The following is a 24,764-nucleotide window of genomic DNA, read 5'->3' on the forward strand; positions in this document are numbered from 1 at the left end:
CCGGCGCCGGACACCCGGCGGCCGTTCAGCTTACGCGGCACGAAAGCGGACATTTCTATGTAGCCAAAAGCGGACATTTCAATCTAGCCATTACACGATTTAATGTCGATAATTCACGTTATGTAAAATCTGATGGGCGCTTCCGTAGTCTGTCTCAATTGCCTTCGGGGCATGTCCAATGTTTGAGCTTGCGCAGGAAAGTGCCTGAAAAGCGAGTGGGAATTTGCTCGTCGGGAAACATTACTATCAATCGGTTACGTGCAACTGTTAATCTGTTTTTCGCCTGATCCAAGCTCTTCTGAGTGTAGTTGGCTCGATACAAATGTATGACCTGTTCAACCGGACTGCGACGTACCAGCGTATCGCACGGTTCCAGGGCGCCTCTGGCCTTTTGGAAACAAGGCCGACGCTCCGACAGAAGCGTTCCGCCGCTACTCAGGTTCAGCGCGTTTTCCGTGTGGTCTCCTCCAGGAACATTGAACGTAAATTCGTAGGAGCCGTCGGGCCGTAATATTCCGCCAAAATTTTGGTAGCCCTCGAGAATGCTCTCGCGGATACGAGGATCTCCAGAGTTCCATCCATCGCGCATCCACTGTGTTCCCATTTCTCCCAGCGGGTGCGAGAGAAACCCCGGTATCTGAACCAGTTCGAAATTATTAACCAGGCCGGAGGGATCGGACCAGCGAACGATATTCGGAGCATACGCGTAAAGATTGTGTCCCCCCAGAAGCCCGATGGGATCCGGACTGATGAATTGTCGAGTGGGACAATCGTAGTAGCGGTTCCGGTTATAGTGCAGCCCCGTTTCCGAGTCGAAGTATTGTCCCTGCAGTCGAAGCGGCTGAATTGCATCGTCGTGCGAGGCGACAGCGTTGATACCGCATCCACTGGCATGATCGCCCTCCCATGCAATCTGCCCGGACGAATCGATAGCGCGAATCGGCATGCCGTTGGGCGCCGTGTCGAAATAATGCCAGACCGGACCGGACGAAACGGATTGCTGTGGCTCGACCTTCGCGGATTCCACACTGTTTTGTGCGGTTGGCAAATGCGTCGATGCAAGGGGCCAGGACGTTCCGGGATAGCAGATCCATTCTCGAATCGAACTGGCATCATCATCCACAGACACCGATTCACCAATGAGCGTATCCCCGTCCCAGAAGAAGCGGCAGTTCCGAGAGGTCACATGGCCTCGGCCCGAAAGAGACGTAGACTTTCGGATACGCCGGTGAAACACGTCATATTCGTAATTGACGCGGAAGATCATCGCCTCATGCCCGGCGATCATCGGGTGGCGTGTGGTGATCGTCTCCGTTAATAATCCATCCCCATCCCAGCGCAGCACGAGCGTTTGATCTGCACTCCGTTTGGTGATGAGATGCCCCGCCCTGTCGAACGCATAGTGGCAGCCGTCGTAATTTCCGTATCGAGACCAGGCGTTGCTCTGCCAGGTGTCCTCAACCTCAGTTCTTTCGCGAACTTGAGTTACGAGCAGGTTGCCTGCCGGGTCATGGGAAAACCGATGAATCCTCCCTGCCGGATCCAGATATGCCGTGATTTTTCCCGCTGGATCGTATTGAAATCGGTCGATGCCGGCGCGCGTGTCACGCTTTTCGATCAGTTCGCCCTTTGCATCATGGAAGTATTCGGCGACAAAGAAAGCGCCGGTATGGGTGGAAAAGACTTGCTTCGCGAGCGTTCCATCCGACGTATATGTCGACTCTCGTCGTGCAGTGTCACCCAGGCGTTCGTCGACGATCTGTCCGCGCTCGTTCCTTTCGAATACGATGGGTGTCGCGCCGTCAACCTGAATCGATGCGACATTGCCAGACGAATCATAGATGTAACGCACACAGCGCGAAACTGTTTCACGACCTACTTCCATGCGCGTCCGGCGTTCGATGCGGTTGCCCTCCTCGTCATAGCGATGGACGATTTCGAAGCCGTCGTCATGCGATTCCCTGACCAGTCGTCCGGCCTCGTCGTAACGAAAATCGATGCGGCTGTCGGCACATTCGGTGGCCACCAGGCAGCCGCGAGCGTCATACCGGAATGTTTCGACGCGACATTCGCCAGCATTTCCTGCATCGGGAACCCGCTTTTGCGTTACGCGCCCGATCACATCGACCTCATAGTGGATGGAGCGTCCCAGTGCATCCGTATTGCGAATCAAACGGTCAGCCGCATCGTATTCGTAGTGACGTGCCTGCCCCCAGAAGTCGATTTCTTGTACGATTCGGCCCAACGCGTCGCGTTGCAGGCGATACTCTTGACCGAGTTCGTTAACGACCGCAATCAATTGACCTTCGAGGTCGTATTGATATTCGATCATGCTGCCGTCCGGCATGAACTGCCTGGCGGGTCGCCCCAATGCGGAATATTCGAACTCGGTTACGTTGCCGCCGAAGTCGCTCAGCCGAATCAGATTGCCGCTCGCGTCGTAGCTGCAACGAATTTCACGACCGGATGACTCGGCTGCACGACACAGCTTACCGCTACGGTCGTATTCGTAGTCGCTTACCTGTCCCGACGGACTGACGATATGTACCAAATTCCCACGACCATCGTGAAAATACCGTGTTTGATTACCGCGTTCGTCCGTTATTGATGAAATGTTACCGTCGCGATCGAAGCTGAATTGCTTGACCGCACCACGAGGGCTCGTGTGCGACCGGAGTTGACCATGAAGGTCGTACTCATATCGCGAAGTCGCCTGCCCCGGCGATGTTTGGGCGAGCAGGTTTCCACGCTCGCTCCATTGGTAACGCCATTGACGCCCATCTGGAGCGGTTACGCATATTGGCCGGTGTTCTGCGTCATACTCGGTTCGTACCACGCCGCCGTCCTGCTGTGTCTGGACAAGCAAATTGGCGACCCCGTCGTATTCCCACGAGAGTACGCGTCCCAGCGGGTCAGTTTCGGAACTCGTTCGCCCTTGGGCGTCGTATCGATAGCTGGTCGTGCCGCCAAGGCCGTCGATTTCGGCCACAGGCATGCTACGTTCATTGAGCTGCAAGATGGTCGTATAGCCCAGTGAATTGGTCGCACGCGTTTCCATGTGCTGCGTATCATAGACAAATCGATAATCGAGCAGCCCACCATCTCCCCAGGCGTGCTCGACACGCCATACTCCCTCATCATCCTGACGATAGTCGTAATGGAAAGCGGTGCCCCGTGGGCTCACGTGACCCACCATCCGATGATTGGCGTCATACGAAAACAGATGCGGGAATGCCATCGCATCGACTACCGCAATCAGATTCTTCCGGTAGTCGTGCTCGTATGTCACAAGCCGATATGTGCGCCGATCCGCGTCAACCAGTGTCAACATCGTCATCAGCCGATCGGCTCCGTCTCTGGATATATCGCATTCGATCGTGCGTCCCGTAGCGTTGTGACCTTCGCATTCCACGATACGCAGTAGACCACCATCATGTTCACGCTCGAATTCCCACGCGTTATCGTGACAATCGGCGATGCGAGCGAGAAGCAGCGGGATGCGAGTATCGGCGTCTAACGTGGCGGTCGCAAATTGCCAGCGAGCCGGAAGCGGGAATTCGAATGTAATGCCTTCGCGCGTGCGCAGTACCAACCGGTCGCTTCGTCTGTAAAGCGCGTGGCCATGCTGCCAATCATATACACGTGCGGACCAGCCCTCACCGTCTGGTGCCATGTCGAAGGCAGTGACTTGGCCGGGAAAGTACGCTACAACGCCGATCGCACCGTCGTGCCAAATCAGTTCCAGTCGAATGTCGGCCGGAGTCTGCCAACCGAATCCCGTCGTGCCAACATATCGATCATTGCTCGCATAGCATCGCTCCCACTTGAGTATCAGACGTCCTGACACAGAGAAATCGAGCTGGCGCGTGACGACTTCTCCAGTGGTCATATCAACCGGATCGGCGCCCAGCACCTTGCACCGCAAGAAACCTGGCTTCAAATGCAGCTTGTGCGCCAGCGTCTTCGCCCATTTCGACCCGCGGAACGCCTTGAACAAGCCCTTCGCAAGCACCGCCATGTTGACAATCGGCGGCCCGCCCACCAGCACGGGTCGTCCGGTCGGAATCGGCAACATGAACGACGTCGGCAGCGACAGATGTACGCGCTTCGTATGCGCGCCGTAGTGCATCGGTGGTTCTAGGCCGACCGCCCAGCAGCTCATCGCCGGCAGCGCAAGGAAGGCCATCGGATCGTTGTTCGCGAGCACGGTTTTGCTGCCCATGTACGCTTCCGCATCGTTCGACGGATCCGGGTCGGGCGGCGCAAACGATTCGCCGAGCGGAAAATGCAGCGACGGCACATGAAACGCGTGCGTGCCGGCTGTCGCTCGCAGCATCCCGTTCACGAATATCGGCCGACCTGCGATGCCGCCCATCCCGACGCCAGCGCCCGCCGCATTCGCGATGTCGGCGGCCATTGCCGCGCCCTTCAGCGCCTGCGCTACGGTCGGATCGCTTGCCAGCTTTTGGGCTTCGTTGGAGATCGCGATGACCACGTCGTCCAGTTTCTTCGCGTCATCCGGATGCGCTTCGAGATACTCGACAGCCTTCTCCTCGAGGATCGTGAAGGCGATTGCGCCGATGACGCCCAGCGCGGCGTTCACGTACTCGCGCAGATCCAGCATGAACCCGATATGGGGATGCGGCAGAAATACGGGCGTCGGGCTCGGTGCGACCAACACCGAATGCAAGTCGACACCGACGACTGGATCGAGATGTTTGACTGCGGGTAATCCCATCGCACCCTCCCCGTTCACCGGCCGCAGCGCAATGCGGTGACTTTCTCGCTGAGTTCGGCACGACGCCGGTCGAACGCGCCGACCTGCAACACCATCCATTCGACGACGAGCTGCAGGTTGCTATTGACGCGGGTCGCGTCGTCGAGCAACAACCCGGCGTCGAGCGCGTTGAAGCCCGCTTTCAGCGCATGTTCGCGCTCCCCTGCCCGCTCCCAGCACAGTGCGCTCATACGCCACGCCTCAACAGTCATCAGTGCATCGTGCGCAGCTGTCATCGAGGCTGCCGCCCGCTCGTAGCAATATGCAGCTCGCGCGTGATCCTTATGCGTCAGGTGTACACTCGCCTCGCCGAACAGGCCGTTGGCGACGAGCTTGTGTCCGGCCGGATGGCCCGCATCGACCGCGCGCATGCCACTGCCGGCGGCGTGCTGGTACGCGTCGATCGCATGCTCGCGATCGCGCCATTTCAAATAGGCCGCGCCTGCGATCAAGTGCACGACGACACATTGGTCGAACCACTTCTCGCGCTCGGCCACTTTCAGCGCCGCGGTGCGGAGTGCCTCGAGCCGGGCGGGACTGCCACCTTCGATCGCCTCGCTCATCGTGACGAACAACCGACGGAATTCGCCGCTTGCGCCGCGCTCACCCGATTCGGCCAGAAGTTCGCGCGGCACGCTGGCCATCGAATATCGACCGTGCACGATGCGGACGAGGATCGGATGATGCTGAACCAGTGGTGCGATCGACTCGATGTTCGTCCGCGGCACGACGAAGCGCAGACGCTCGCCGAATAGCGGCGATGCGACGAGGGTCGACATCAAGCGATCGATCCACCTTACCCACGCGGTTTCGTCATCCATGCGGTCTGGCTCGAGCACGAAAACCAGCGCGGGGAACACGTCCGGGTGATGCTCGATCAGGCTGGTGGCTACCGTCAGCAGATACCGCACCGGATCGCTACCGTCGAAGTATGGCGGCTGCCAGTCGGCCTGTATCCCCTGCGCGCCGGACGCGTTGCGGCGGCTGTCGTAGAACGCGATCAGTTCGTCGATCAGCGCCTTCGCGTAGCCGGACTCGTCGACGAACGGCGCGCGCATGGTCCGCACCGCGCACGACGTTTCATCCTGAACCTGGAAATAAAGACGCACGAGTTGCGCATCCGTCTCGTCGGTTTGCCAGATCATCAATCGCGCGTCCCGCTCCCGCGCGAAACTCATCCAGTCCGCATGCGCATCCATGAACCTGCGCTCCACCGGATTGGTCGGCTGCCAGTTCTGCATCGGGGCGAACCTCCGTCACGGATTCAGTTTCAAAACGGTGCCTTCCACCGTGTGCTCGCCGGTCGCCGACGACGTCACCGTCTTGCCGTTCACGGTGTGGCTTTCCTTGCCGGTCGAGGTCACGTTGATCCCCTGGATCGCGATCGTGCCGTCGCGCTTCATCACGATGCTCGATGCGCCGCACATCAGCACCAGCTGGTCGCCGGCCGTGACCAGCACCTGATGCTGCACGCTGGTCGTGTGGTTCGCGCCGACGTTGACGGTGTGGTCTGCACCGACCGTGAGCGTGTGCGCGTTCGCGATCGTCGACGTGCGTGCGCCGATCTCTTCCGTATGCGTCGACGCAACTTGCGTCTTCATGTCCTGCGACGTCGTGTGATATAGCTGCGTCACGTTCAATGTCTTGCCTTCGCCGATCGTTTCCGTCTTGCTCTTCGCGACGGTCTCGCTGTGCGTGCCGCCGATGGTTGCATCGCGGTTCGCGGAAATCGTCACGGTTTCGTTCTGTCCGACGGTTCGCGTGCGGCTTCCCGTGACGCCATGCGTCTCGTTTCCGCCGATCTGTGCCGTCCTGTTCTGCCCGATATTCACCGACTCGTTCTGCCCCACACTCCGTTGCCGGTTGTTCTTCACCTGCATCGTCTCGTCGTTTCCGACCGTATGCGTATGGTTGTTCCCGACAGAAAGCGTGTGATCGGCCTCCGTCTCCGCATCGAAATTCCGTTCCGCGTGCATCCACAGCTGCTCGGCGCCCTTCTTGTCCTCGAACCGGAATGCGTTCGCATGGTCAGTCGTCCCACCCGGCGACGACCTCGACAGCAACCCGCTTTGCGTCGCACTGCCCGGCAGCCCCCACGGTGGCATCTTCTCGCCGTTGTAAACCCGCCCCGTCACGATCGGCTCGTCCGGATCGCCATTCAGGAAATCGACCACAACTTCATCGCCCACACGCGGAATCTGCACCCCGCCGAACCCACCGCCGGCCCAAGGGCTCGACACCCGCACCCAACACGACGAATCCTGGTTGCTCTGCCCATACCGATCCCACCGGAACTGCAGCTTCACGCGCCCATACTGATCGGTCCAGATTTCTTCGCCGGGCGGCCCGACGACGGTAGCCGTTTGCGGCCCATTGGTGTGTGGCCGCGGCGTGAGACGCGGCGACCGATACGGCAGGCTCGACGGCTGCACGATCATCATCGTTTGATGCACGACGGCCTCCGCGTCCTGATCACTCGCGTAAGCATTCTCCTGAAAGCGGTACTGGCACCGCACGATCAAATGCTCGCGATTCTGGTCAGCACGCGGACAATGCTCGAGCATGAACAGATACCCAGGCGCCGCCCCCCGCACGTCCGCCTCGGCACTCGCGCGCTCGTGCTCGGCCTGCTGTTCCTCGAGCCGCACGCGGCTGTAATGCGCACCCGGCGTATCGTCGCGATACCCGCCCGGCCATTCGAACGACGCGAAGCTGTCGTGATCGTGGCCGCGCGGAGCGACTTTCTGCGTCGATAGATCGGCCCGCGGCTTCGTGTAGTCGTAGTCGGTGGTCTGATGCTTGCCGATGCTCACTTCCTGCGCGGGCAGCCACACGTCGATGCGCTCCTCGTCGGCGATTGCCGTGCGATCCTGGGCGATGTACGGGATCGTTTCGTAGCCGGGCAACGCGACGTGCGACGACATCGCATCGCATAGCACGAGCGTGTGATTGTCCGCCGAGTGCCGGAAATGGAAATAGATGCCCTCGAATTCCATCAGCCTCGACACGAAAGCCGTATCGGTCGCGTTGTACTGCACACAGTACTCGCGAGGTACATAGGATTCAGTCAGCTTGTTCTCGATCGGAAAGCCATAGGGCGCCAGCACTTCCTGCACGATGTCGGGGACGGTGCGGTTCTGGAAGATCCGGCAGTCCGAGCGGCGCGTCGCGAGCCACAGCCACGGCCGCACGATCAGCTCGTAACCGTAGTGCCGTTCGGCGCGCCGGCCAGCCAGCGTCGCGCGCGCGACGATCCCGTTCAGGTAGCGCGTCGAACGATCCTGCTGCTCGATTCGCACGGTCACGGGCTTGCCGAGCATGTCCTTCAGCGACAGGCTGTGGCTGTCCGCCAGCGCCTCGATCCGGAATTCGAACAGACGGCCGAGTTCGTCGCTGCCGTCGAGCGTATGGAATTTCAGGTCGTCGCCGTGGGGGCTGTCGAGTGTGAATACGCGATTCAAGTCGCCTCCTCCTCGTCGAACCGATATGCGAATTCGCCGCCGGCCGCACTTACCTCGATCGCCCCCAGCACGCGCCCTTCGAGCGTGGCCTCGAGAATCGCGCGACCGATGCGCGGCATCACGGTATGCGTGAGAATCGCGTCGACCATCCGGCCGCCGGATTCGATCGTCCGACAGCGCTCGACGATCAGCGCGGTCGCCGCGTCGGTGCAGCGGAGCCGGATCCCGTGATGCAGGTCGATCCGCTTCTCGAAGCGCCGCAACTGCAGTTCGACGATGCGCGCGAGTGTCGCATCGGTCAGCGGGTAGTACGGCACGACGGTCAGCCGGCCGAGCAGCGCGGCCGGGAACACGTCGAGCAGCGGCGCGCGCAGCGCATCGGCAAGCGCCTGCATGTCGGGCAGACGCTCGGGATCGCGACACAGCTGCATCACGCGATCGGCACCGACGTTCGAGGTCAGCAGGATCACCGTATGCCGGAAGTCGATGTCGCGCCCTTCGCCATCCTCCATCCAGCCCTTGTCGAACACCTGGAAGAAAATCTCGTGCACGTCGCGATGCGCCTTCTCGATCTCGTCGAGCAGCAGGACGCTGTACGGCCGCCGGCGCACGGCCTCGGTGAGCACGCCGCCCTGTCCGTAGCCGACGTACCCGGGCGGCGCGCCCTTCAGCGTCGATACCGTGTGCGCCTCCTGGAACTCGCTCATGTTGATCGTGATCGCGTTGCGCTCGCCGCCGTACAGGGTGTCGGCCAGCGCGAGCGCGGTCTCGGTCTTGCCGACACCGGACGGCCCGCACAGCAGGAACACGCCGTGCGGCTTGGTCGGATCGTCGAGCTTCGCGCGCGCGGTCTGAATCCGTTCGGCGATCAGCTCGACCGCATGGCGCTGGCCGACGACGCGTTCGCCTAGCGTCTCGGCAAGCTTCAGCACGGCCTGCGTCTCGTCGCGCACCATCCGGCCGAGCGGGATGCCGGTCCAGTCGGCGACGACAGCGGCGACCGCATGCGTGTCGACGGCGGGCAGTACAAGCGGAGCGTCGCCCTGCATCTCGGCCAGCGCCTGCTGCGCGGCGGCCAGACGCGCCTGAATGTCGGCGCGTGCGGCGGCGGTGATCTCATGCGACGGCTCGTCGTCGAGGAGCGCGGCGCGCGACTCGACAATCGCCGTCAACGCATCGCGCTCGGCTTGCCAGCGCGTGTCGAGCCGGTCGAGTTCTGTCTGCACGGCGGCAAGCTCGGCATCGATCGCGTCACGCCGAGCGGTGTCGCCGCTGCCGAGCGCACACTCGCGCCCGATCCGTTCACGCTCGACGCGCAGGCCGTCGATACGCCGGCGCGCGTCCTCGATCGGCGCGGGCAGCGCGTGCTGGCTGACGGCGACGCGCGCGCAAGCCGTATCGAGCAAGCTGATCGCCTTGTCCGGCAGCTGCCGCGCGGGGATATACCGGTGCGACAGCGTCACGGCAGCCTGCAGCGCGTCGTCGAGCACGAGCACGCGATGGTGCGCTTCGAGCTTCGCGGCGAGGCCGCGCAGCATCGTCACGGCGGCCGCTTCTTCGGGCTCGAGCACGTGCACGAGCTGGAAGCGCCGCGTCAGCGCGGGATCCTTTTCGATGTACTGCTTGTACTCGGACCAGGTGGTCGCGCCGATCGTGCGCAGCAGGCCGCGCGCGAGCGCGGGCTTCAACAGGTTCGCAGCGTCGCCAGTGCCGGCCGCCCCGCCCGCGCCGACGAGCGTATGGACTTCGTCGATGAACAGGATCGCCGGCCGCTCTGACGACATCGCTTCGTCAATCACACCGCGCAGCCGGCTCTCGAACTCACCCTTCACGCTCGCGCCGGCCTGCAGCAGCCCGATGTCGAGCAGGTACAGCGCGACGTCGCGCAGCGACGGCGGCACGTCGCCTGCGGCGATCCGCAGCGCGAAGCCTTCCGCGACGGCCGTCTTGCCGACACCCGCTTCACCGACCAGCAGCGGGTTGTTCTGCCGGCGCCGCAGCAGGATGTCGACAATCTGGCGGATCTCCGCCTCGCGCCCGACGACGGGGTCGATTTCGCCGGCCCGCGCGCGGGCGGTCAGGTCGACGGCAAAGCGTGCCAGGGCCGAACCTTCGGCGGCGGGCACACCGTGCATCGTGGCGCAGCCGGAACCCGAGCCAGAACCCGCATCGACACGCGCAGCCGGTTGTGCCTCGGGCGAGCCGTCGACGATCGATGCGAGTTCGGCCGCAAGCACGTCGGGCACGATGCGCTCGAACTCGCGTGTGATCGCGTACAGCACGTTGCGCAACTGCGGCGTCTTCAGGATCGCGAGCAGCAGGACCGCGCCGCGAATCCGCGTCGCGTCGTATTTCAAGGTGGCATAGACCCACGCACGCTCGACCGCGTCGTCGATGTGCACGGACAGGTCCGACACCGATCCCGCGCCCCGCGGCAGCTTGTCGAGGGCACTCACCAACCCGCGCTCGATGGCGGCCTCGTCGATCTCGAACCGACGCAGCACGCGCTGGAGGTCGCCGTCGGGCCGCTGCAGGAGCTGCTTGAGCCAGTGCGCGAGTTCGACGTAAGGATTGCCGCGCAGCCGGCAGAATCCGGTTGCCTGCTCGAGCGTCTCGTAGAGGAGCGGATCGAGTTTTCCGAACAGGTTGACGCGGCCGATATCGGACATGACGGTCCCCGTTTAGGCGGTTTCGCGATGAAGGGCGGCGCCGGTGCGCGGCGGGCCGCCACGGCGCGCGTCGTAACGGACGACGAGATCACGCGCGGGCCCCGCTTCGAGCCGCTGCCCGAGCCACGCCGCACGACCGAGGCCGTGCGGCGCGCCGAGCGCGATCGGCGGCACCGCGTCGGCCGCCAGTTCGAGCTGCACGTCCCAGTCGAACTCGATGCCGACGTATTCGCGCACCCAGTGCGCGAGTTGCCGCGCGTGCGGGCCGCCCGGCAGGAAGCGCCGGTACGCGTCGAGGGACAGCGGCCCGAGCACGATCCGGAAATGCGATTGCGCATCGCGCACCGCGATGCCGAGCGCAACGCCGCCGACGCGCAGGGTTGGCCGCGTCGCGCGGATTACGCAGCGCTGCGAGCGCTCGATGGCGACCCAGCGCGGCACATGCTCGACGATGCGCGCGTCGACACCGAAATGGCGCCGCAGGATCTGCACGAGCCCCTCCGGGTTGCGCGTGTGCCGGACGAGATGACTCGCATGGAAATAGAGCGCATGCGGCGCGAGCGTGTCGGCATCCGTGGGTCCGGCATCGGCCCGCGCCGGTCCGTCGCCATGCGCGGCGCGCCCGATCAGGCTCGCGACATACGCGTCGAATCGCGCCCGCCCCGGGCGATCGAGGCTCACCGTCGGCTGCGCGTCGGCCCATGCCCGGTAGAACAGCAGGATCAGCCGGTGATGGAACAGGTCCGCGAATGCGGTGAAGGTCGGGTCGTCGTGCTGGGCTGCGCGCTCGTGTGCGTATTCGGTCAGGTGGGTCGGCAGCGGTCCGTTGGGTCCGAACAACCCGAAACCGTGGATCGCGATGCGCGGCCGCGCGGTGCCGCCGCCATCACCGCCATCGTCGGGTACGCCGGCCAGCATCGACGCGGCGAATGCGAGCGACGGCTGCTGCCCGAGCCGCACCGGCTCGTCGCGCGGCCGCGCGGCATGGCCGAGCGGTGCGCGGCCGGCGGACAGCGCGTCGAGCCAGCGCAATGCCTGGAACAGGTCGTAGCCATGCGGCGCGGCGCGCAATCGCGCCCACCACGCATCGCGGCGTGCGGCTTCGGTGGCCGGCCGAGCGCCGGGCGGCGTGCCGTGTTTCATATCGCGGGCCGCCTGCCGATGCGCGCCGGCCAGTGCGCGAGCATGCCACGCTGCGCGCTGGTCAGCACGCATTCGGCGAACGCGTTGATCGAGACGTGCCGCGCGAAGAACTGTTCGAGCACGGCGCCGAGCAGGAATGGGCTGTCGCCCGAGAACGCATGGTCGTCGACGGTCACGTCGACCTGCACACCGCGCCCGAACATCAGCGGCCCGAGCGCCGGCAGCCGCCGGAACACGGGCGAGAACGCGACGCGTCGCACGCCGTCGATCTGCCGGCGCATCGCGGCATCGGCCGGGTCCGCGTGCAGGCCGAGCAGCTCACGAAGCGCATGCGCGCCCTCCTCGTCGTCGAGATCGGTCAGTGTCTGCCGGGCCAGCCCGAGATGGCGGATCAGTCGCCAGGCCGTCTGCGAGTCGGCGATCGGCGGGCGCGGCCGCGACGGGCCGCGAATCGCGACGACGCGCTCGACGGGCGCCGAGATGCGCAGCGTGAACGCGTTCGCATCGCCCGGTGGCAGCAGCAGCGCGAGATCGCGGTTCGTGCACAGCGTGTCGACCGACAGGTAGCGCATCGTCTCGTCGTACGGCGCGCACTGGCTGTCGACGAGCGACACGTAGGTTTCGCTGCCGACGTAACCCGTGCGCGTGCCGTTCGCGCGTGCCTGCGCGGATACCAGCCGAGGCTCGCGCCGCACCGTGTAGTACGCGCCGTAGTTGCCGTCGTCGCTCGCGAACGACGCGTGAAACGGCCGGAATTCGCGCGACTGGCCGTCGTCGCGCTGCTCGCTCGCGAGCCGCTGCACCGCATAGATCTCGTGATCGAGCGGCCGGCTGCGGTCGACGACGACATGATGCTCGCGCGCGCCGGGCTGCACCGGGATGCGATCGCCGCGACGCGCGAACAGGTTCACGGCCGGCGTGCAGTTCAGCGCCAGATGCCGCGCATCGACGGCCGCCTCGAGCGTCGCATCGTGCCGGTCGAACAACACGGTCAGCTCGCAATCGTCGCCGGTGGCGCGCGCAAGCGCGGCGCGCAGCCCGCCGATGCTGAAGAACAGGAAGCGCGCCGGAAACGCGAAATACTCGCGTAACAGCCGATAGCCGTGGAAGCTGCGTCCGTCGTCGGGCAAGATTGCCTGCGCCGGATCGAAACCCTCGTGGACGATCGTATCGGCGTCGAGCGCGTGCAGCCAGCGCGGCGGTTGCCCGGGATCGTGGCAGACGACGCCGAGCGCATGTGCAGCGATCAGTTCGAGCAGGTGCAGCGCGTCGCGCTCGGGGCCCGCGAGATGAAAGGTCAGCCGCTCGAGCGGCAGTTGCGAGAGTTTGGCGCCACCGCGCGCCTTCAGCCGGATGCGCAACGCACCGCGCACGTCCTGGCGCGCCGGCACGGCGCCGCGCGGCAGCCACGACGGCGCACCGGTGACGGCCGCATCGGTCAGTTCGAGCGGCCACAGCGTCAGCTCGTGCGCGGTGCGGAATTCGCACGCGGTCTGCTCGGACGCGGCCGGCCGCGCGCGCAGCGCGGTGCCGGCCGGTAGCCGCCAGCCCTGCGCGAGGCTGCCTTCGTTCAGCATCGGCGCGAACCGCACGATCGCCATCGACGGCAACGGCGCGAGGTAACCCGGATACACGGCATCGAGCAGCGCCTGGGTGAAGCGCGGAAACTCGGCGTCCATCTTCAGCTGCACACGCGCGGTAAGGAAGCTGAAGCCTTCGAGCAATCGTTCGACGTACGGATCGGGCGGCCCCGATTCGTTGAGCCGCAACCGCGCGGCGACCTTCGGGAACTGCTGCGCGAATTCGTCGCCGAGTTCGCGCAGGTAAGCGAGTTCGCGGTTGTAGTAGTCGAGCAGGCGCGTATCCATCGTGTCAGTTTCCCGCTGACGACTGCAGCGACATCGCACCCGTCTCGAGATCGAGGTCGGAGCGCAGCACGAATTCGACCGGATGCGGGATCGACCACAGCGTGCCGCGGATCTCGAACAGCAGCACGTAGTGACGCCGTTCGCCGGCGCGCCGGTCCGATGCATCGGCGATGCTGCGGACCTCGACACTGTCGGGCGCGATGCGCGGCTCGAAGCGGACAATCGCGTCGCGGATCGACGCCTCGACCGACATCCGCTCGACGCCCGACATCGGCTTGCCGACGAACGGCCGCATCCCGTAGTTGAGCACCGATGCCTGCGCGTGCGCGAACGCGGCCCAGTCGACGAAGCCGTCCTCGGCGTTGCGCGTATTGAGCAGCCACGCGAGATCGCGCAGCACGGCCGCGCGCAGGCGCTCGGCACCGATCCATTGCGTGCCGGGCAGATCGGTCGTGCGCTGCGGCGCGTCGTCGGTCAGCCGGTCGAGCAGTGCGGGTTGCAGCCGGTCGCGCATGCCGCCGTGCCGGCTGTCGCGGGCATTCGGGTCGTCCATCGTCATCGCTCCGCGGTCACATCTCGGTGTTTTCCTTGATGTTCCAGCCGACCGACACCTCGGCGCCCTTGCCGCCGTTGTCGTTCTGCTGCCAGTACTGCTTCTTCACCTTCGCGGCCTGGAAGCCGTAGTGCATCATCAGCCGGTCAGCCGCGTCGCCGGGGTCGATGCCCGCGACCTGCGCGGACGTGACGAGCACTTCCTGCAGCGTCACGCGCATGAACTCGATCTGCGAGCCGCCGGTCTTGCACGCGGAGATCTCGACCTTCGGCAAGTGCTTGCCGCTCGCGCAGTTCTTGATGATCGCGGGCGCGCCCTTGTCCATGTATGCGGCCACGACGAGATCGTTGAAGCTCGCCTTGCCCGCATTGCCGCCGCTGCCGCTTGCCATCGCGCCCGGCTGGCTCGCGCCCCACGTGAACGATTCGATGTCGGTCCAGCCCTTGTGCTGCGCGTCCGCCGATTCGCCGGTCACGCCGTCCACCTTCATAAACATTGCCACGCCCATTGCCATCTCCGTTTCGGTGCGAAATCAGGTTGAATGCCGGGTTGAATGCCCGTTGCCGCTCATTCGTTCGCCGCCTTCGCGGACGGCAGTCGCGAAATCAGCCGCAGCGACACGGTGAGCCCTTCGAGCTGGTAGTGCGGCCTCAGGAAAAACTTCGACGTGTAGTAGCCGGGGTTGTCCTCGACCTCGTCGACGACCACCTGCGCGGCCGCCAGCGGCTTGCGTGCCTTGGTTTCCTGGGATGAATTCACGGGGTCGCCGTCGACGTAGTTCATGATCCAGTCGTTGAGCCAGCGCTCCATGTCGTCGCGTTCGCGGAACGAGCCGATCTTGTCGCGCACGATGCACTTCAGGTAGTGCGCGAACCGGCAGCACGCGAACAGGTAAGGCAGGCGGCCGGACAGCCGCGCGTTCGCGGTCGCGTCGGGGTCGTGATACTCGGCCGGCTGGTACAGCGACTGCGCGCCGATGAACGCCGCGAAATCCGAGTTCTTCCGGTGCACGAACGGCATGAAGCCGTTCTTCGCGAGCTCGGCCTCGCGGCGGTCGCTGATCGCGATCTCGGTCGGGCATTTCTGGTCGACGCCGCCGTCGTCGGTCGGGAACGTATGGCTTGGCAGCCCTTCCACCGCCCCGCCCGACTCGACGCCGCGGATCGACGAGCACCAGCCGAACTGCTTGAACGAACGGTTGATGTTGGCGGCCATCGCGTAAGCCGAATTCGCCCACGTGTAGCGGTCGTGATTCGCGGCGTCGGTGTCTTCCTCGAAGTCGAATTCGTCGACCGGATTGGTGCGCGCGCCATACGGCAGCCGCGCGAGAAAACGCGGCATCGCGAGGCCGACGTAGCGGGAATCCTCCGACTGCCGCAGGCTGCGCCACGCCGCGTATTCGGTGTTCTGGAAGATCTTGGTCAGGTCGCGCGGGTTCGACAGCTCCTGCCACGAATCCATCTGCATCAGCTCCGGCGACGCGCCCGCGATGAACGGCGCGTGCGCGGCCGCCGCGATCTTCGACAGCTCGCCGAGCATCTCGACATCCGGCGGGCTGTGATTGAAGTAGAAGTCGCCGACGAGGCAGCCGAACGGCTCGCCGCCGAACTGCCCGTATTCCTCCTCGTAGATCTTGCGGAACAGCGGGCTCTGGTCCCACGCGACGCCCTTGTAGCGCTTGAGCATCCGCCCGACCTCGTTGCGCGACGCCGGCAAGGCCTTGATCTTCAGCAACTCGTCGGTCTCGGTGTGCGTGACGAGGTAATGCAGGCCGCGCCACGCGCCTTCGAGCGCCTGGAATTCGTCGTGATGCAGGATCTGGTTGATCTGCTCGGACAGCTTCCGGTCGATCTCCGCGATGATCTGCTTCACGCTGCCGTAGGCGTCGGTCGTCATGCCGACCGTATGTTCGAGCGCCTGCTGCGCGAGCGTGCGCACCGCGCGCTCGACCGACTCGCGCGCCTCGGCGGTCTTCGGCTTGAACTCCTTCTGCAGCAGCGCGGCGAACTCGCCGGGCGCGGCGGACGGTTGCGGGGCGTTGCGTGCGTCGCGGGTATCGGCGCGGGACTGGACAGGGTCATTCATCGCGGGCCTCCGGTTGGGTCGCGGCGCCGCGCGGCGCGTCGGCACCCGGGTCGCGCACGAGCGTCTTCAGCAGATCGGGATCGTTGATCGCACGCTCGATCAGCTGTTCGGCGCCGTGCTTGCCGTCCATGTACGACAGCAGGTTCGACAGCTCGGTGCGCGCATCCAGCAGCCGGCGCAGCGCGTCGACGTTGCGCGCGATCGCCGCCGGCGAGAAATCGTCGATCTGCTCGAACGTCATGTCGACGCTCAGCATCCCTTCGCCGGTCAGCGTGTTCGGCACCTGGAACGCGACGCGCGGCGCGACCGACTTCATCCGCTCGTCGAAATTGTCGACGTCGATCTCCAGGAACTTGCGCTCCGGCAGGTCCGGCAGCGGTTCGGCGCGCTTGCCGGCCAGGTCCGCGATGACGCCCATCACGAACGGCAACTGCACCTTGCGCTCGGCGCCATAGGTCTCGACGTCGTACTCGATCTGCACGCGCGGCGCCCGATTGCGCGCGATGAACTTCTGTCCGCTGCCTGCCGCCTTGGTTCTGTCCGTCATCGCCCACTCCTTCACATCGATCAGGTTGCGTGTACGTTGCCGCCGCGTGGACGGCGGCCCGCTTCATTCGCTCCGCTCGCCGCTCAGCAGGTCCAGCTTCGGCAGACTCTCGGGAGCGAGATCCCGGATGATTTCGTAGAAGTCGAGCGCGAGCAGCCGCTGCGCGCGCCGCAGCAGCAGCGGCGCCGGGTGGCTCGGCTCATGCAATTCGAAATAGCGGCACATCTTGTCGAGGCCGAGCCGCACGTCGTCGCGGCTCGTCACCTCGGCATCGCGCCAGGACTGTCCGTTGGATAAAACGGCCGGCGCGGATGCGGCTTGCGCAGCGCCGGATGCGGTCGGCGTGGCCGGAATCGAGGCGTCCGGTGCGGACTGCTGTGCAGCCGGCGCCGGCATTGCGCGCGCGATGCGTTGCAACGCCTTCTCCGTATCGCTCGCGTCCGGCGACCATTCGCTGCCGAGCCGGTCCGTCACGCGCGCACGGATCGTGTCCAGTGCGCGCAGCGCGGCATGCACCGCATCGATCGGCACGCGGCCGTCGTCGCGTGCGGTCGACAGCGCGGCGATCAGGCCGTCGCGGCTGCCTGCCGCCGGGCCGCCCGCTTCGTCGCGACCGTCGAGCACGCGTTCGGCGTCGCGCACGCTCGGACCGCCGTCGAACAGCGGCTGGCGCCGTGCCGCGCGTGCACACTCGTGCGCGCCGACGACATCGGCGAGCGCGTTCATCCGCGGTGTCGGGTCCGGTTCGCCGTCGGCGTCGAGACGCGGATGCAGGTCGTCCCACCAGCGCTGGATCAGGCCCTCCACGACCGCGAGCCCGTCCGCGTAGCCGGGAATGCCGTGCTGCTCGGTCCAGCTGCGCGCGAGATACGCGGCGACGCGCAGGTCCTTCGTCCGCTCGCCCAGCGCCAGTGCAAGGCGTTCGACCGTGCGCCAGTCCGGCGTCTCGGCCGGAATCACCGTGTCGCCGTACTGCTGCTCGGCGCGCGGCGTCGCGCGCTCCTGAAGCTGCAGGAAATCGGCGTCGTATTCGAGGTTCGGGCCGCACGGCGCATCGGGCGCGGCTTCCGCGAGCAGCCGGACGATCAGATCGGCGCGCGGCGTCGCCGCCGGCAGGCCGGGCGACGGCGAGGACAACGCGGCGGCGGCGAGCGCCGCCTGGCTGACGTCATTCGAATGCATAGTCGATGTTGACCGGTTTGCTGCCGAAGTCGATCGCCACGGTGCGGTGCAACGGCGGCAGCGAGCCGTTGCGGATCTCGATCTGATAGACGCCCGGTGTCAGCGACACCGAGCGCAGCGGCGGGCTCGCGCCGCGCCGTGCGCCGTTCACGTACACGTCGCCCCACGGGCGGACGTTGAAGCGCACCTGGACGGTTTCCTGCTTCGGCTGACGCTGCTCGACGGTGGCCGGCGCGCTGACCGCGGCGACGGCCATGTCGGCTTCCGACGGCGACGCCCGCGCCGGAACGGACGCGTGGGCGGACGGCGATGCGGCGGCCTCCGACGGCGGCACGTTGACGACGCGCTCCGATGCGTCGAGGCTGCCGGCCGGCGCGATCGTCAAACCCGAACCGGAGCGCGGCGGCGTGGCGCCGGCGACGTCCGTGGCGGCCGTCGCGACCGGCGGCGCGGGAACCGTGGCCGCGTCGGCGGGTGCGCTGGCCGGCGCGGCGGCCAGCGCCGGCAGCGGCACCTGTGCGGACGAGCCGGCCGGCAGGCTCGACGGCGGCACGACGATCGGCGTAGGACCGCGCTGCGTGACCATCGCATCCGGCGCGCTGGCCGAGGAAGCCGTGTTGGCCAGCGGCGCGCTCGCACCGGCTTCGGCTTCGCCGGCGATCCGCGCCGGGCGCGACAGATACGTTGCGGCAATGCCGACTGCGATCAGCGCGACCAGCGCGGCACCCACGTAGGCCGGCACGCGCCGGTTGCCCGCCGTGATGAACGCCAGGCGACGCGGGGCGCGGGGGGGTGGCGATGCGCGTGACGAGGACGCGGATGTCGCAGCACCAGCAGCACCAGCAGCACCAGCAGCACCAGCAGCACCAGCAGCACCAGCAGCACCAGCAGCACCAGCAGCACCAGCAATCGGCTCTGCCGTTCCGTTCAGGTTCCCGGTAGCCGTCGCACCGTGCTGCCCGATGTCCGCCGCGGCGCTTGCCGATCGTGTGCGGGCGTCGTCACGCGCTTCAGTCGTCGGCGCCGCGGGGGCGGCCTGCTGGATGTCCTCCGCGCGCTGGCCATCGCCTTCACGCCCTTCGGGGCGCTCCGTTTTCCCGGACGGCGACGATGCTTGCAATCCGGATGGCGAGACCACCGGTGGCGCAACGGCCGCGCCATACGAACGGTCGCCATCCCACAACCCGAGTTCGGCCGCGAACGCCGCGACCGACTCCGGCCGGTCCGGAATCCGCAGCTGCAGCGCATGATCGACCGCCGCGAGGAATGCCGGGCTGTACACCTCGCCGGCCGGCAACTCGCGCGATGCGAGCGGCCGGTACGTGTCCTTGATGCTGCGCACGACGGCCGCTGGCGGCAATTCGCCGGTGATCATCGCGTGCATCACTGCGCCGAGCGCATAGAGATCGGTCCACGGCCCCTGGCTGAACGCGGGATCGTCGGTGTACTGCTCGATCGGCGCGTAGCCGGGCTTGATCATCATCGCGCCGTCGTCGACGAGATCGCCGATCCGTTTGCGCGCCGCGCCGAAGTCGAGCAGGATCGCGCTGCCGTTCGGGCGGATCAGCACGTTGTCGAGCGCGACGTCGCGATGGAAGCACTGCGCACGATGCAGCGTGTCGAGTGCGCCGAGCAGCGCGCCGACGATGTTGCGCAATTGCGTCTCGCTCATGCGCATGCCGCCGTCGAGCAGCTGCTTGAGCGTGCGCCCTTCGTAGAACGGCATCACCATGTACGCGGTGCCGTGGCTCTCCCAGAAGTGCAGCACCTTGACGAGCCCCGGGTGGTCGAATTGCGCGAGCAGGCGCGCCTCGTTGAGGAACGCACCGCGTCCCGCGTCGAACGCCTGGGCGAACCGCTCGGAGCGCAGCGACACCGTGTAGTCGCCGCCGCGCGTCGCGAGCATCGACGGCATGTATTCCTTGATCGCGACCGCGCGCCGTAACGTGCGGTCGAACGCGCGATAGACGATGCCGAAACCGCCGATGCCCAGCACCTCGTCGAGCTGCAGCTCGCCCAGGCGATGACCGAGCGGCAGCGGCCGCACCGTGAATTCGGGCGCGTCGCCGCGGGTTGCCGTGTCGTGCTCGTTGTCTCTCGTCGATGGGTCCTTCATGTCTACCTCGCGATACCGCATCCGTGTTGCCTGCGTTGCCCGCCGCCGGCCGTCGCTCGCTAGCCGCCGAACAGCGTCAGGAACAGCGCGTTGTCGGGTGCGCCCGTATGCGCATGCGTGCGCAGCGGCGAGCCGTCGGCACGGTTGGTCCACCAGAAGCTCGTCCCGCCGTGCGGATCGAAATAGCCGGACAGCCCGGGCCATGCCGCCAGCGCCGGCCGGTCCGGCAGCGTCGCCGGGATCCCGTCGACGCCTTCGGCAGGCAGCTCGCCGCCCGGCGCGAGCCGCACGCGGTCGAGCGTCCGCTCGAGATCGTCCGGCGCGCGGGCATGCCGGATCGCGTCGAGCAGTGCATGGCCGATCTGCCAGTAGAACGCGTCGGCCGCGTCCGGCAGCCCGTTCCAGTCATCGGCCGCCGGCATCGGCAGCGTGACGATCACCGGGTAGTAACGCCCGACGCGATCGCAGCTCGGCGCGAGACAGCCTGCCTGCACGCACGACGCGCCGGCGCCCGCCGGCACCAGGAAATTCCAGACCGGCGCGACCGTGTAGTGGCGCGCGAACTCCTCCGGGCCGCGCTGGCGCATCGCGGCCATCCCCTGCTGAAGCCAGCGTTCCCACCACAGCGCGAGCGCATGCGGCAGCCGGCTGTTCACGAAGTCGCCGGCGCCGGGAATCTTTCCGTACCAGGCCGGTGCGTCGCCATCGGCGCGCGTGAGCGGCGGGATGCGACTCATTGCTTCGGAGGGCATGTAAAGGACTCCATCTGGGGCAGCCTGAACGGGTTGCGGACGCTGCCCGCGTTCACTTGCAGCACGAGCGGTTTGCCGTCGACGGTGAAGCGCGCGACCATCTGGTCCGAGCCGCGTCCAGCCGACACGGCCGCGCGGTCGAACAGCCGGTGCAGTGCCCACGGGCCGCCGGTCGTGAAGCCGTCGGTCGCGCCGGCCTGCCCCGACACCTGCAGCCGCACCTGACTGCTGCCGCGCGGGCCCGGCCAGTCCACCGCGCTCTGCACGAGCGGGCCGTGCGCATAGCGGACGATCTGACCGTCGACGTCGAGCACCATCTCCGTGATCGACGGATCCATTTCGAGCGGCTGGACCTGCACCTTCAGTTGCGCGGTGCGCGCGCCGCCGCCGAAATAGACGTCGCGGATCACCGCGGCCTTCTCGAACGACGAAAGCATCGCGGCCGCCGCCGGATCGGCGTCCGCGTTGCGGTTCGCGAAACGCCACGGGTGCGACGTCGTATCGACGATCGACTGCAGGTTCTTCTGGAAGAAATCGTCCATCAGGCCGCCCGGCGCGAACATCTGCGCGAAGTCCGCCGGCGCGACGTCGCGCGACGATCCGCGCGCGAACGGATAGCGGCCCGCGATCGCCTGCCGGCAGAAATCGCCGACGTTCGCGCCGGCCCGCGTCGTGACGCTGCGCTGCTCGACGGTCGCGACGCTGCCGTTCGCGACGTTCGACAGATCGTCGAGCACCTCGCGAAACGGCGTCGGCAGCCGGCCGGCCTGCGCGCGCAGCCGCGCGGGTGCGTCGGACGGCGGCGGCTGCGCGCCGCTCCTCAGCGCATCGTCGGTGGCCGTCAGGTACGTATAAAGCGCGTCGATCGACTTCAGTACCGCATCGAATGCCTGCGCCTGGTCGCCGCTGCCCGGCGCGAACGCACGCAACCCCGCGAAATGACTGTCGACCACCTGCTCTGGGCTCGCGGGCGTCGCCGCGGACGGATTCGCGTCGCTTGCGCCCTGCCCCGCGAAGATCTGCGACAGCGAGCTGCGCGCCTCGTCGACCTTGTCCTGTGCGCGCGACGCGAGATTGCGCGCGCCGCCCGGCGTATCGCCGAGCGCCGTGTCACGCGCCAGCGCGATCATCAGCCGGGTGAGCGGCGAATCCGCCGACGACAGCGCACGCGCGACCTGGATGCTCTGCGCGAGCGTCGCGGTGCGCTGCAGCTTGATGTCGGCGAGATGGTCGTCCCAGATCTTCAGGTAGTCGTTCAGGTACAGCTGGCGGATGTCGCGCGCCCATGCGGCGGCATCGTTCGGTCCGGGAATCTCGGACAGCCCGAGGTTCAGCACCCACACCTCCTCGCGCCCGTACGCGTCGACCTCGCCGGCAACGCGCGGCGAGAACACGTTGCGATAGCCGTTGCGCGTATACAGGCCCGGCACGCCTTCCGACAGCGGCTTGCCGCTCTGGCGGCGGAACACCAGCGATGCGTCGGGCCCGACCGCGCGCGCGACGCTGAAATCGAACGCGGAAGTCGCCGGCCGCAGCGTGCGCGTGAGCTGGCGGTACAGCCGCTGCGAGAACGGCACCTGGCGCAGCCGGTCGCGCACGTCGGCCACGAGCCGCTCGTTCATCGGATACGGCGACACGGCCACCCGGTTGCCGAACAACGCCGCGAGATGCGCGCGCAGCGCCGAGCGTTCGGCCGGCGAGAAATCGGGCGGCAACGCGCGCTCCATTTCCAGGTCGACGACGGCCTGCACGAACGCGGGATCATAGTGCGCGCTGTCGTACAGCATCAGATAGGCCTTCAGCGCCGCATACGCGTAGTCGGTTTCGTCGGGCCGTGCATCGCTCAGCGCGGCCTCCATCCGGCGCGCGGCGATCGGCAGCAGCACGTCGTCGAGTGCGCGACGGTACACGGCGTCGACGGCCTCGTCGATTTTCTCGCCCTGAAAGAGCCCCCAGCGGTACGCGAGCGGCGGATGCGACCGGTCGACGCCGCCGGCATTCGCGAGCCCGCCGAGCGCATCGAGCACCGGCAGCAGCCGCGCGATGTCGGCCGCATCCGAGAACTTCGCACCGACGATCTGCGCATCGACGGCGGGCACGCGCTGCGCGATCCGATCGAGATACGCGCGATTGTTCGAGTAGCTGCGCAGCCACGCGGCCAGCACGACCACGCTCACGATCGCGAGCAGCGCGTAGCCGGCGATCTGCAGCACACGGCGCTTCTGATGCCAGCGCAGGTCGCTGCCGGCGAGCGCGGCTTCGCGGAAGATGTGCTCCTGCAGCAGCGACTTCAAAAAGAAGCTGCGACCGGTCGAGCCGACCTGGGCAACGGGCGGCACGCCGTCGATCTTCAGGAAGCGCTTGATGCCGCTCATCACGCGGTCGAACGCGGTGCCCTCCTGTGTGCCGCTCGTCAGGTACACGCCGCGCAGCATCGGCATCGGCTCGAAGCTCGACACGGAAAACACCTCGGCGACGAACTGGCCGAGCATGTCCTGCAGGTCGGCGACCTGCTGCGGCAGCAGGTACGCCATCTCTCGCTGACGCGCATCCGTCTGCGTCGCGAGCAGCTCGGGCAGCCCGTCGTTCAGCCGCTGGTGCAGCAGCCGGTATTCGCGGTCGAATGCGGCGCGCAGGTCGAAGCCCGGCGCCTCGCTCTGCGCGAGCGGAAACGTGAAGCCCCACACCTGCGCGCATTCCGCGCGGCCGAAGGTGCCGAAATACTCGGCGAAGCCGGCCAGCAGGTCGGCCTTCGTCACGAGCAGGTAGACGGGAAACCGGATGCCGAGCTGGGCGCGCAGCTCGAGCAACCGCTTGCGCAGCACCATCGCGTGCCGCGTGCGCTCGGCCTCCGACGCACCGACCAGGTCGGCGACGCTGATCGTCAGCATCGCGCCGTTCAGCGGCTGGCGCGTGCGGTACTTCTTCAGCAGCTCGACGAAGCCCTTCCACTCGGCTTCGTCGAGTGCGCGGTTGCCCTCGTGCGTCGTATAGCGGCCGGCCGTGTCGATCAGCACGGCGTCGTTCGTGAACCACCAGTCGCAGTGCCGGGTGCCGCCCACGCCGCGAATCGCCGCGCGGCCGAACTGCTCGGCGAGCGGAAAACTGAGCCCGGAATTGACCAGCGCGGTCGTCTTGCCCGAGCCCGGTGCGCCGATGAACACGTACCACGGCAGCTGGTACAGATACTGGCGCGACATCCGGTCGAACCAGCGCGCCAGCCCCTTGCGCGCGGTGTCCGCCTGGCCGAAGCGGACTTTCTTCAGCAGCGTCGCGGCCTCGTCGAAGCGGCTGCGTAGCTCGTCGAGTTGGGCCTTGGCCGGATCGCCGGCGGTGGCCGGCCCGGGCGCGGCTTCGCGCAGCTGGTTCAGCAACTGCGCGTTAAGGCGGCTTGCGTGCCAGCTGCGCCAAGCCACGCGTGCGCCCCACGCGACGAACAGCACCACGATCGTCACCGCGCGCGCCCCGCCACTCTCGAGCGGCCGGACCTCGGCGAACGCGAACAGCGGCCCGGCAAGCCACACGAAGCACGCGAGCACGACCAGACCGGCAAAGGTCCAGATCTCCCGCGACGGCAACGGCCGGACGAAACGCGCGACAGCCTGGTTCAT

General features: G+C 66.5%; 14 protein-coding genes. All 14 read right to left on the bottom strand.

Annotated features, from left to right (window positions below):
- Nucleotides 1–154 precede the first annotated feature (154 nt).
- The 14 genes from ACVK00_RS22520 to tssM all read right to left on the bottom strand — a co-directional run bounded on the left by ACVK00_RS22520 (nt 155) and on the right by tssM (nt 24,764).
- The gene (locus ACVK00_RS22520) at nt 155–4,738 is read right to left on the bottom strand and encodes an RHS repeat-associated core domain-containing protein (RefSeq protein ID WP_284894793.1); all 4,584 of its coding nucleotides are present in this window, start codon (nt 4,736–4,738) and stop codon (nt 155–157) included.
- 14 nt (nt 4,739–4,752) lie between these two features.
- On the bottom strand, nt 4,753–6,018 hold the full coding sequence (locus ACVK00_RS22525; RefSeq protein WP_284894792.1) for a hypothetical protein: 1,266 nt from the start codon (nt 6,016–6,018) through the stop codon (nt 4,753–4,755).
- Between the two features lie 15 nt (nt 6,019–6,033).
- Nucleotides 6,034–8,238 (bottom strand): type VI secretion system Vgr family protein, encoded by a 2,205-nt coding sequence (gene tssI, locus ACVK00_RS22530; RefSeq protein WP_354123075.1) that lies wholly within the window; start codon nt 8,236–8,238, stop codon nt 6,034–6,036.
- Nucleotides 8,235–10,907: a type VI secretion system ATPase TssH gene (gene tssH / locus ACVK00_RS22535; protein WP_284894790.1), complete on the bottom strand. Its 2,673-nt coding sequence runs from the start codon at nt 10,905–10,907 to the stop codon at nt 8,235–8,237. The genes tssI and tssH overlap by 4 nt, the downstream gene beginning before the upstream one ends.
- A 12-nt stretch (nt 10,908–10,919) precedes the next feature.
- Entirely contained in the window at nt 10,920–12,050 is a 1,131-nt protein-coding gene (tssG, locus tag ACVK00_RS22540) for a type VI secretion system baseplate subunit TssG (RefSeq protein WP_284894789.1), read from the bottom strand.
- On the bottom strand, nt 12,047–13,918 hold the full coding sequence (gene tssF, locus ACVK00_RS22545; RefSeq protein ID WP_284894788.1) for a type VI secretion system baseplate subunit TssF: 1,872 nt from the start codon (nt 13,916–13,918) through the stop codon (nt 12,047–12,049). The genes tssG and tssF overlap by 4 nt, the downstream gene beginning before the upstream one ends.
- A 4-nt stretch (nt 13,919–13,922) precedes the next feature.
- Nucleotides 13,923–14,471, bottom strand: coding sequence for a type VI secretion system baseplate subunit TssE (gene tssE / locus ACVK00_RS22550; RefSeq protein WP_284894787.1), 549 nt, complete (start codon nt 14,469–14,471; stop codon nt 13,923–13,925).
- 16 nt (nt 14,472–14,487) lie between these two features.
- Nucleotides 14,488–14,979: an Hcp family type VI secretion system effector gene (locus ACVK00_RS22555; protein WP_057927224.1), complete on the bottom strand. Its 492-nt coding sequence runs from the start codon at nt 14,977–14,979 to the stop codon at nt 14,488–14,490.
- 59 nt (nt 14,980–15,038) lie between these two features.
- The gene (gene tssC / locus ACVK00_RS22560) at nt 15,039–16,556 is read right to left on the bottom strand and encodes a type VI secretion system contractile sheath large subunit (protein ID WP_354123076.1); all 1,518 of its coding nucleotides are present in this window, start codon (nt 16,554–16,556) and stop codon (nt 15,039–15,041) included.
- Nucleotides 16,549–17,103, bottom strand: a complete 555-nt coding sequence (gene tssB, locus ACVK00_RS22565) for a type VI secretion system contractile sheath small subunit (RefSeq protein WP_175659221.1) — start codon at nt 17,101–17,103, stop codon at nt 16,549–16,551. The genes tssC and tssB overlap by 8 nt, the downstream gene beginning before the upstream one ends.
- A gap of 63 nt (nt 17,104–17,166) precedes the next feature.
- Nucleotides 17,167–18,285 (bottom strand): type VI secretion system protein TssA, encoded by a 1,119-nt coding sequence (tssA, locus tag ACVK00_RS22570; RefSeq protein WP_284894785.1) that lies wholly within the window; start codon nt 18,283–18,285, stop codon nt 17,167–17,169.
- Nucleotides 18,272–20,401, bottom strand: coding sequence for a serine/threonine-protein kinase (locus ACVK00_RS22575; protein ID WP_354123077.1), 2,130 nt, complete (start codon nt 20,399–20,401; stop codon nt 18,272–18,274). Before ACVK00_RS22575 ends, tssA begins: the two co-directional genes overlap by 14 nt.
- Before the next feature lie 59 nt (nt 20,402–20,460).
- Nucleotides 20,461–21,153, bottom strand: a complete 693-nt coding sequence (gene tagF, locus ACVK00_RS22580; protein ID WP_284894783.1) for a type VI secretion system-associated protein TagF — start codon at nt 21,151–21,153, stop codon at nt 20,461–20,463.
- Nucleotides 21,135–24,764: a type VI secretion system membrane subunit TssM gene (gene tssM, locus ACVK00_RS22585; protein ID WP_284894782.1), complete on the bottom strand. Its 3,630-nt coding sequence runs from the start codon at nt 24,762–24,764 to the stop codon at nt 21,135–21,137. The genes tagF and tssM overlap by 19 nt, the downstream gene beginning before the upstream one ends.

The sequence above is a fragment of the Burkholderia sp. PvR073 genome, from assembly GCF_054055695.1.

Coding starts and splice junctions, on each gene's coding strand:
- tssE (WP_284894787.1), bottom strand. CDS start 14,471: ATGGACGACCCGAATGCCCGCGACAGCCGGCACGGCGGCATGCGCGAC.
- tssG (WP_284894789.1), bottom strand. CDS start 12,050: ATGAAACACGGCACGCCGCCCGGCGCTCGGCCGGCCACCGAAGCCGCA.
- tssM (WP_284894782.1), bottom strand. CDS start 24,764: ATGAACCAGGCTGTCGCGCGTTTCGTCCGGCCGTTGCCGTCGCGGGAG.
- ACVK00_RS22525 (WP_284894792.1), bottom strand. CDS start 6,018: ATGCAGAACTGGCAGCCGACCAATCCGGTGGAGCGCAGGTTCATGGAT.
- ACVK00_RS22575 (WP_354123077.1), bottom strand. CDS start 20,401: ATGAAGGACCCATCGACGAGAGACAACGAGCACGACACGGCAACCCGC.
- ACVK00_RS22555 (WP_057927224.1), bottom strand. CDS start 14,979: ATGGGCGTGGCAATGTTTATGAAGGTGGACGGCGTGACCGGCGAATCG.
- tssB (WP_175659221.1), bottom strand. CDS start 17,103: ATGACGGACAGAACCAAGGCGGCAGGCAGCGGACAGAAGTTCATCGCG.
- tssF (WP_284894788.1), bottom strand. CDS start 13,918: ATGGATACGCGCCTGCTCGACTACTACAACCGCGAACTCGCTTACCTG.
- tssC (WP_354123076.1), bottom strand. CDS start 16,556: ATGAATGACCCTGTCCAGTCCCGCGCCGATACCCGCGACGCACGCAAC.
- ACVK00_RS22520 (WP_284894793.1), bottom strand. CDS start 4,738: ATGGGATTACCCGCAGTCAAACATCTCGATCCAGTCGTCGGTGTCGAC.
- tagF (WP_284894783.1), bottom strand. CDS start 21,153: ATGCCCTCCGAAGCAATGAGTCGCATCCCGCCGCTCACGCGCGCCGAT.
- tssA (WP_284894785.1), bottom strand. CDS start 18,285: ATGCATTCGAATGACGTCAGCCAGGCGGCGCTCGCCGCCGCCGCGTTG.
- tssH (WP_284894790.1), bottom strand. CDS start 10,907: ATGTCCGATATCGGCCGCGTCAACCTGTTCGGAAAACTCGATCCGCTC.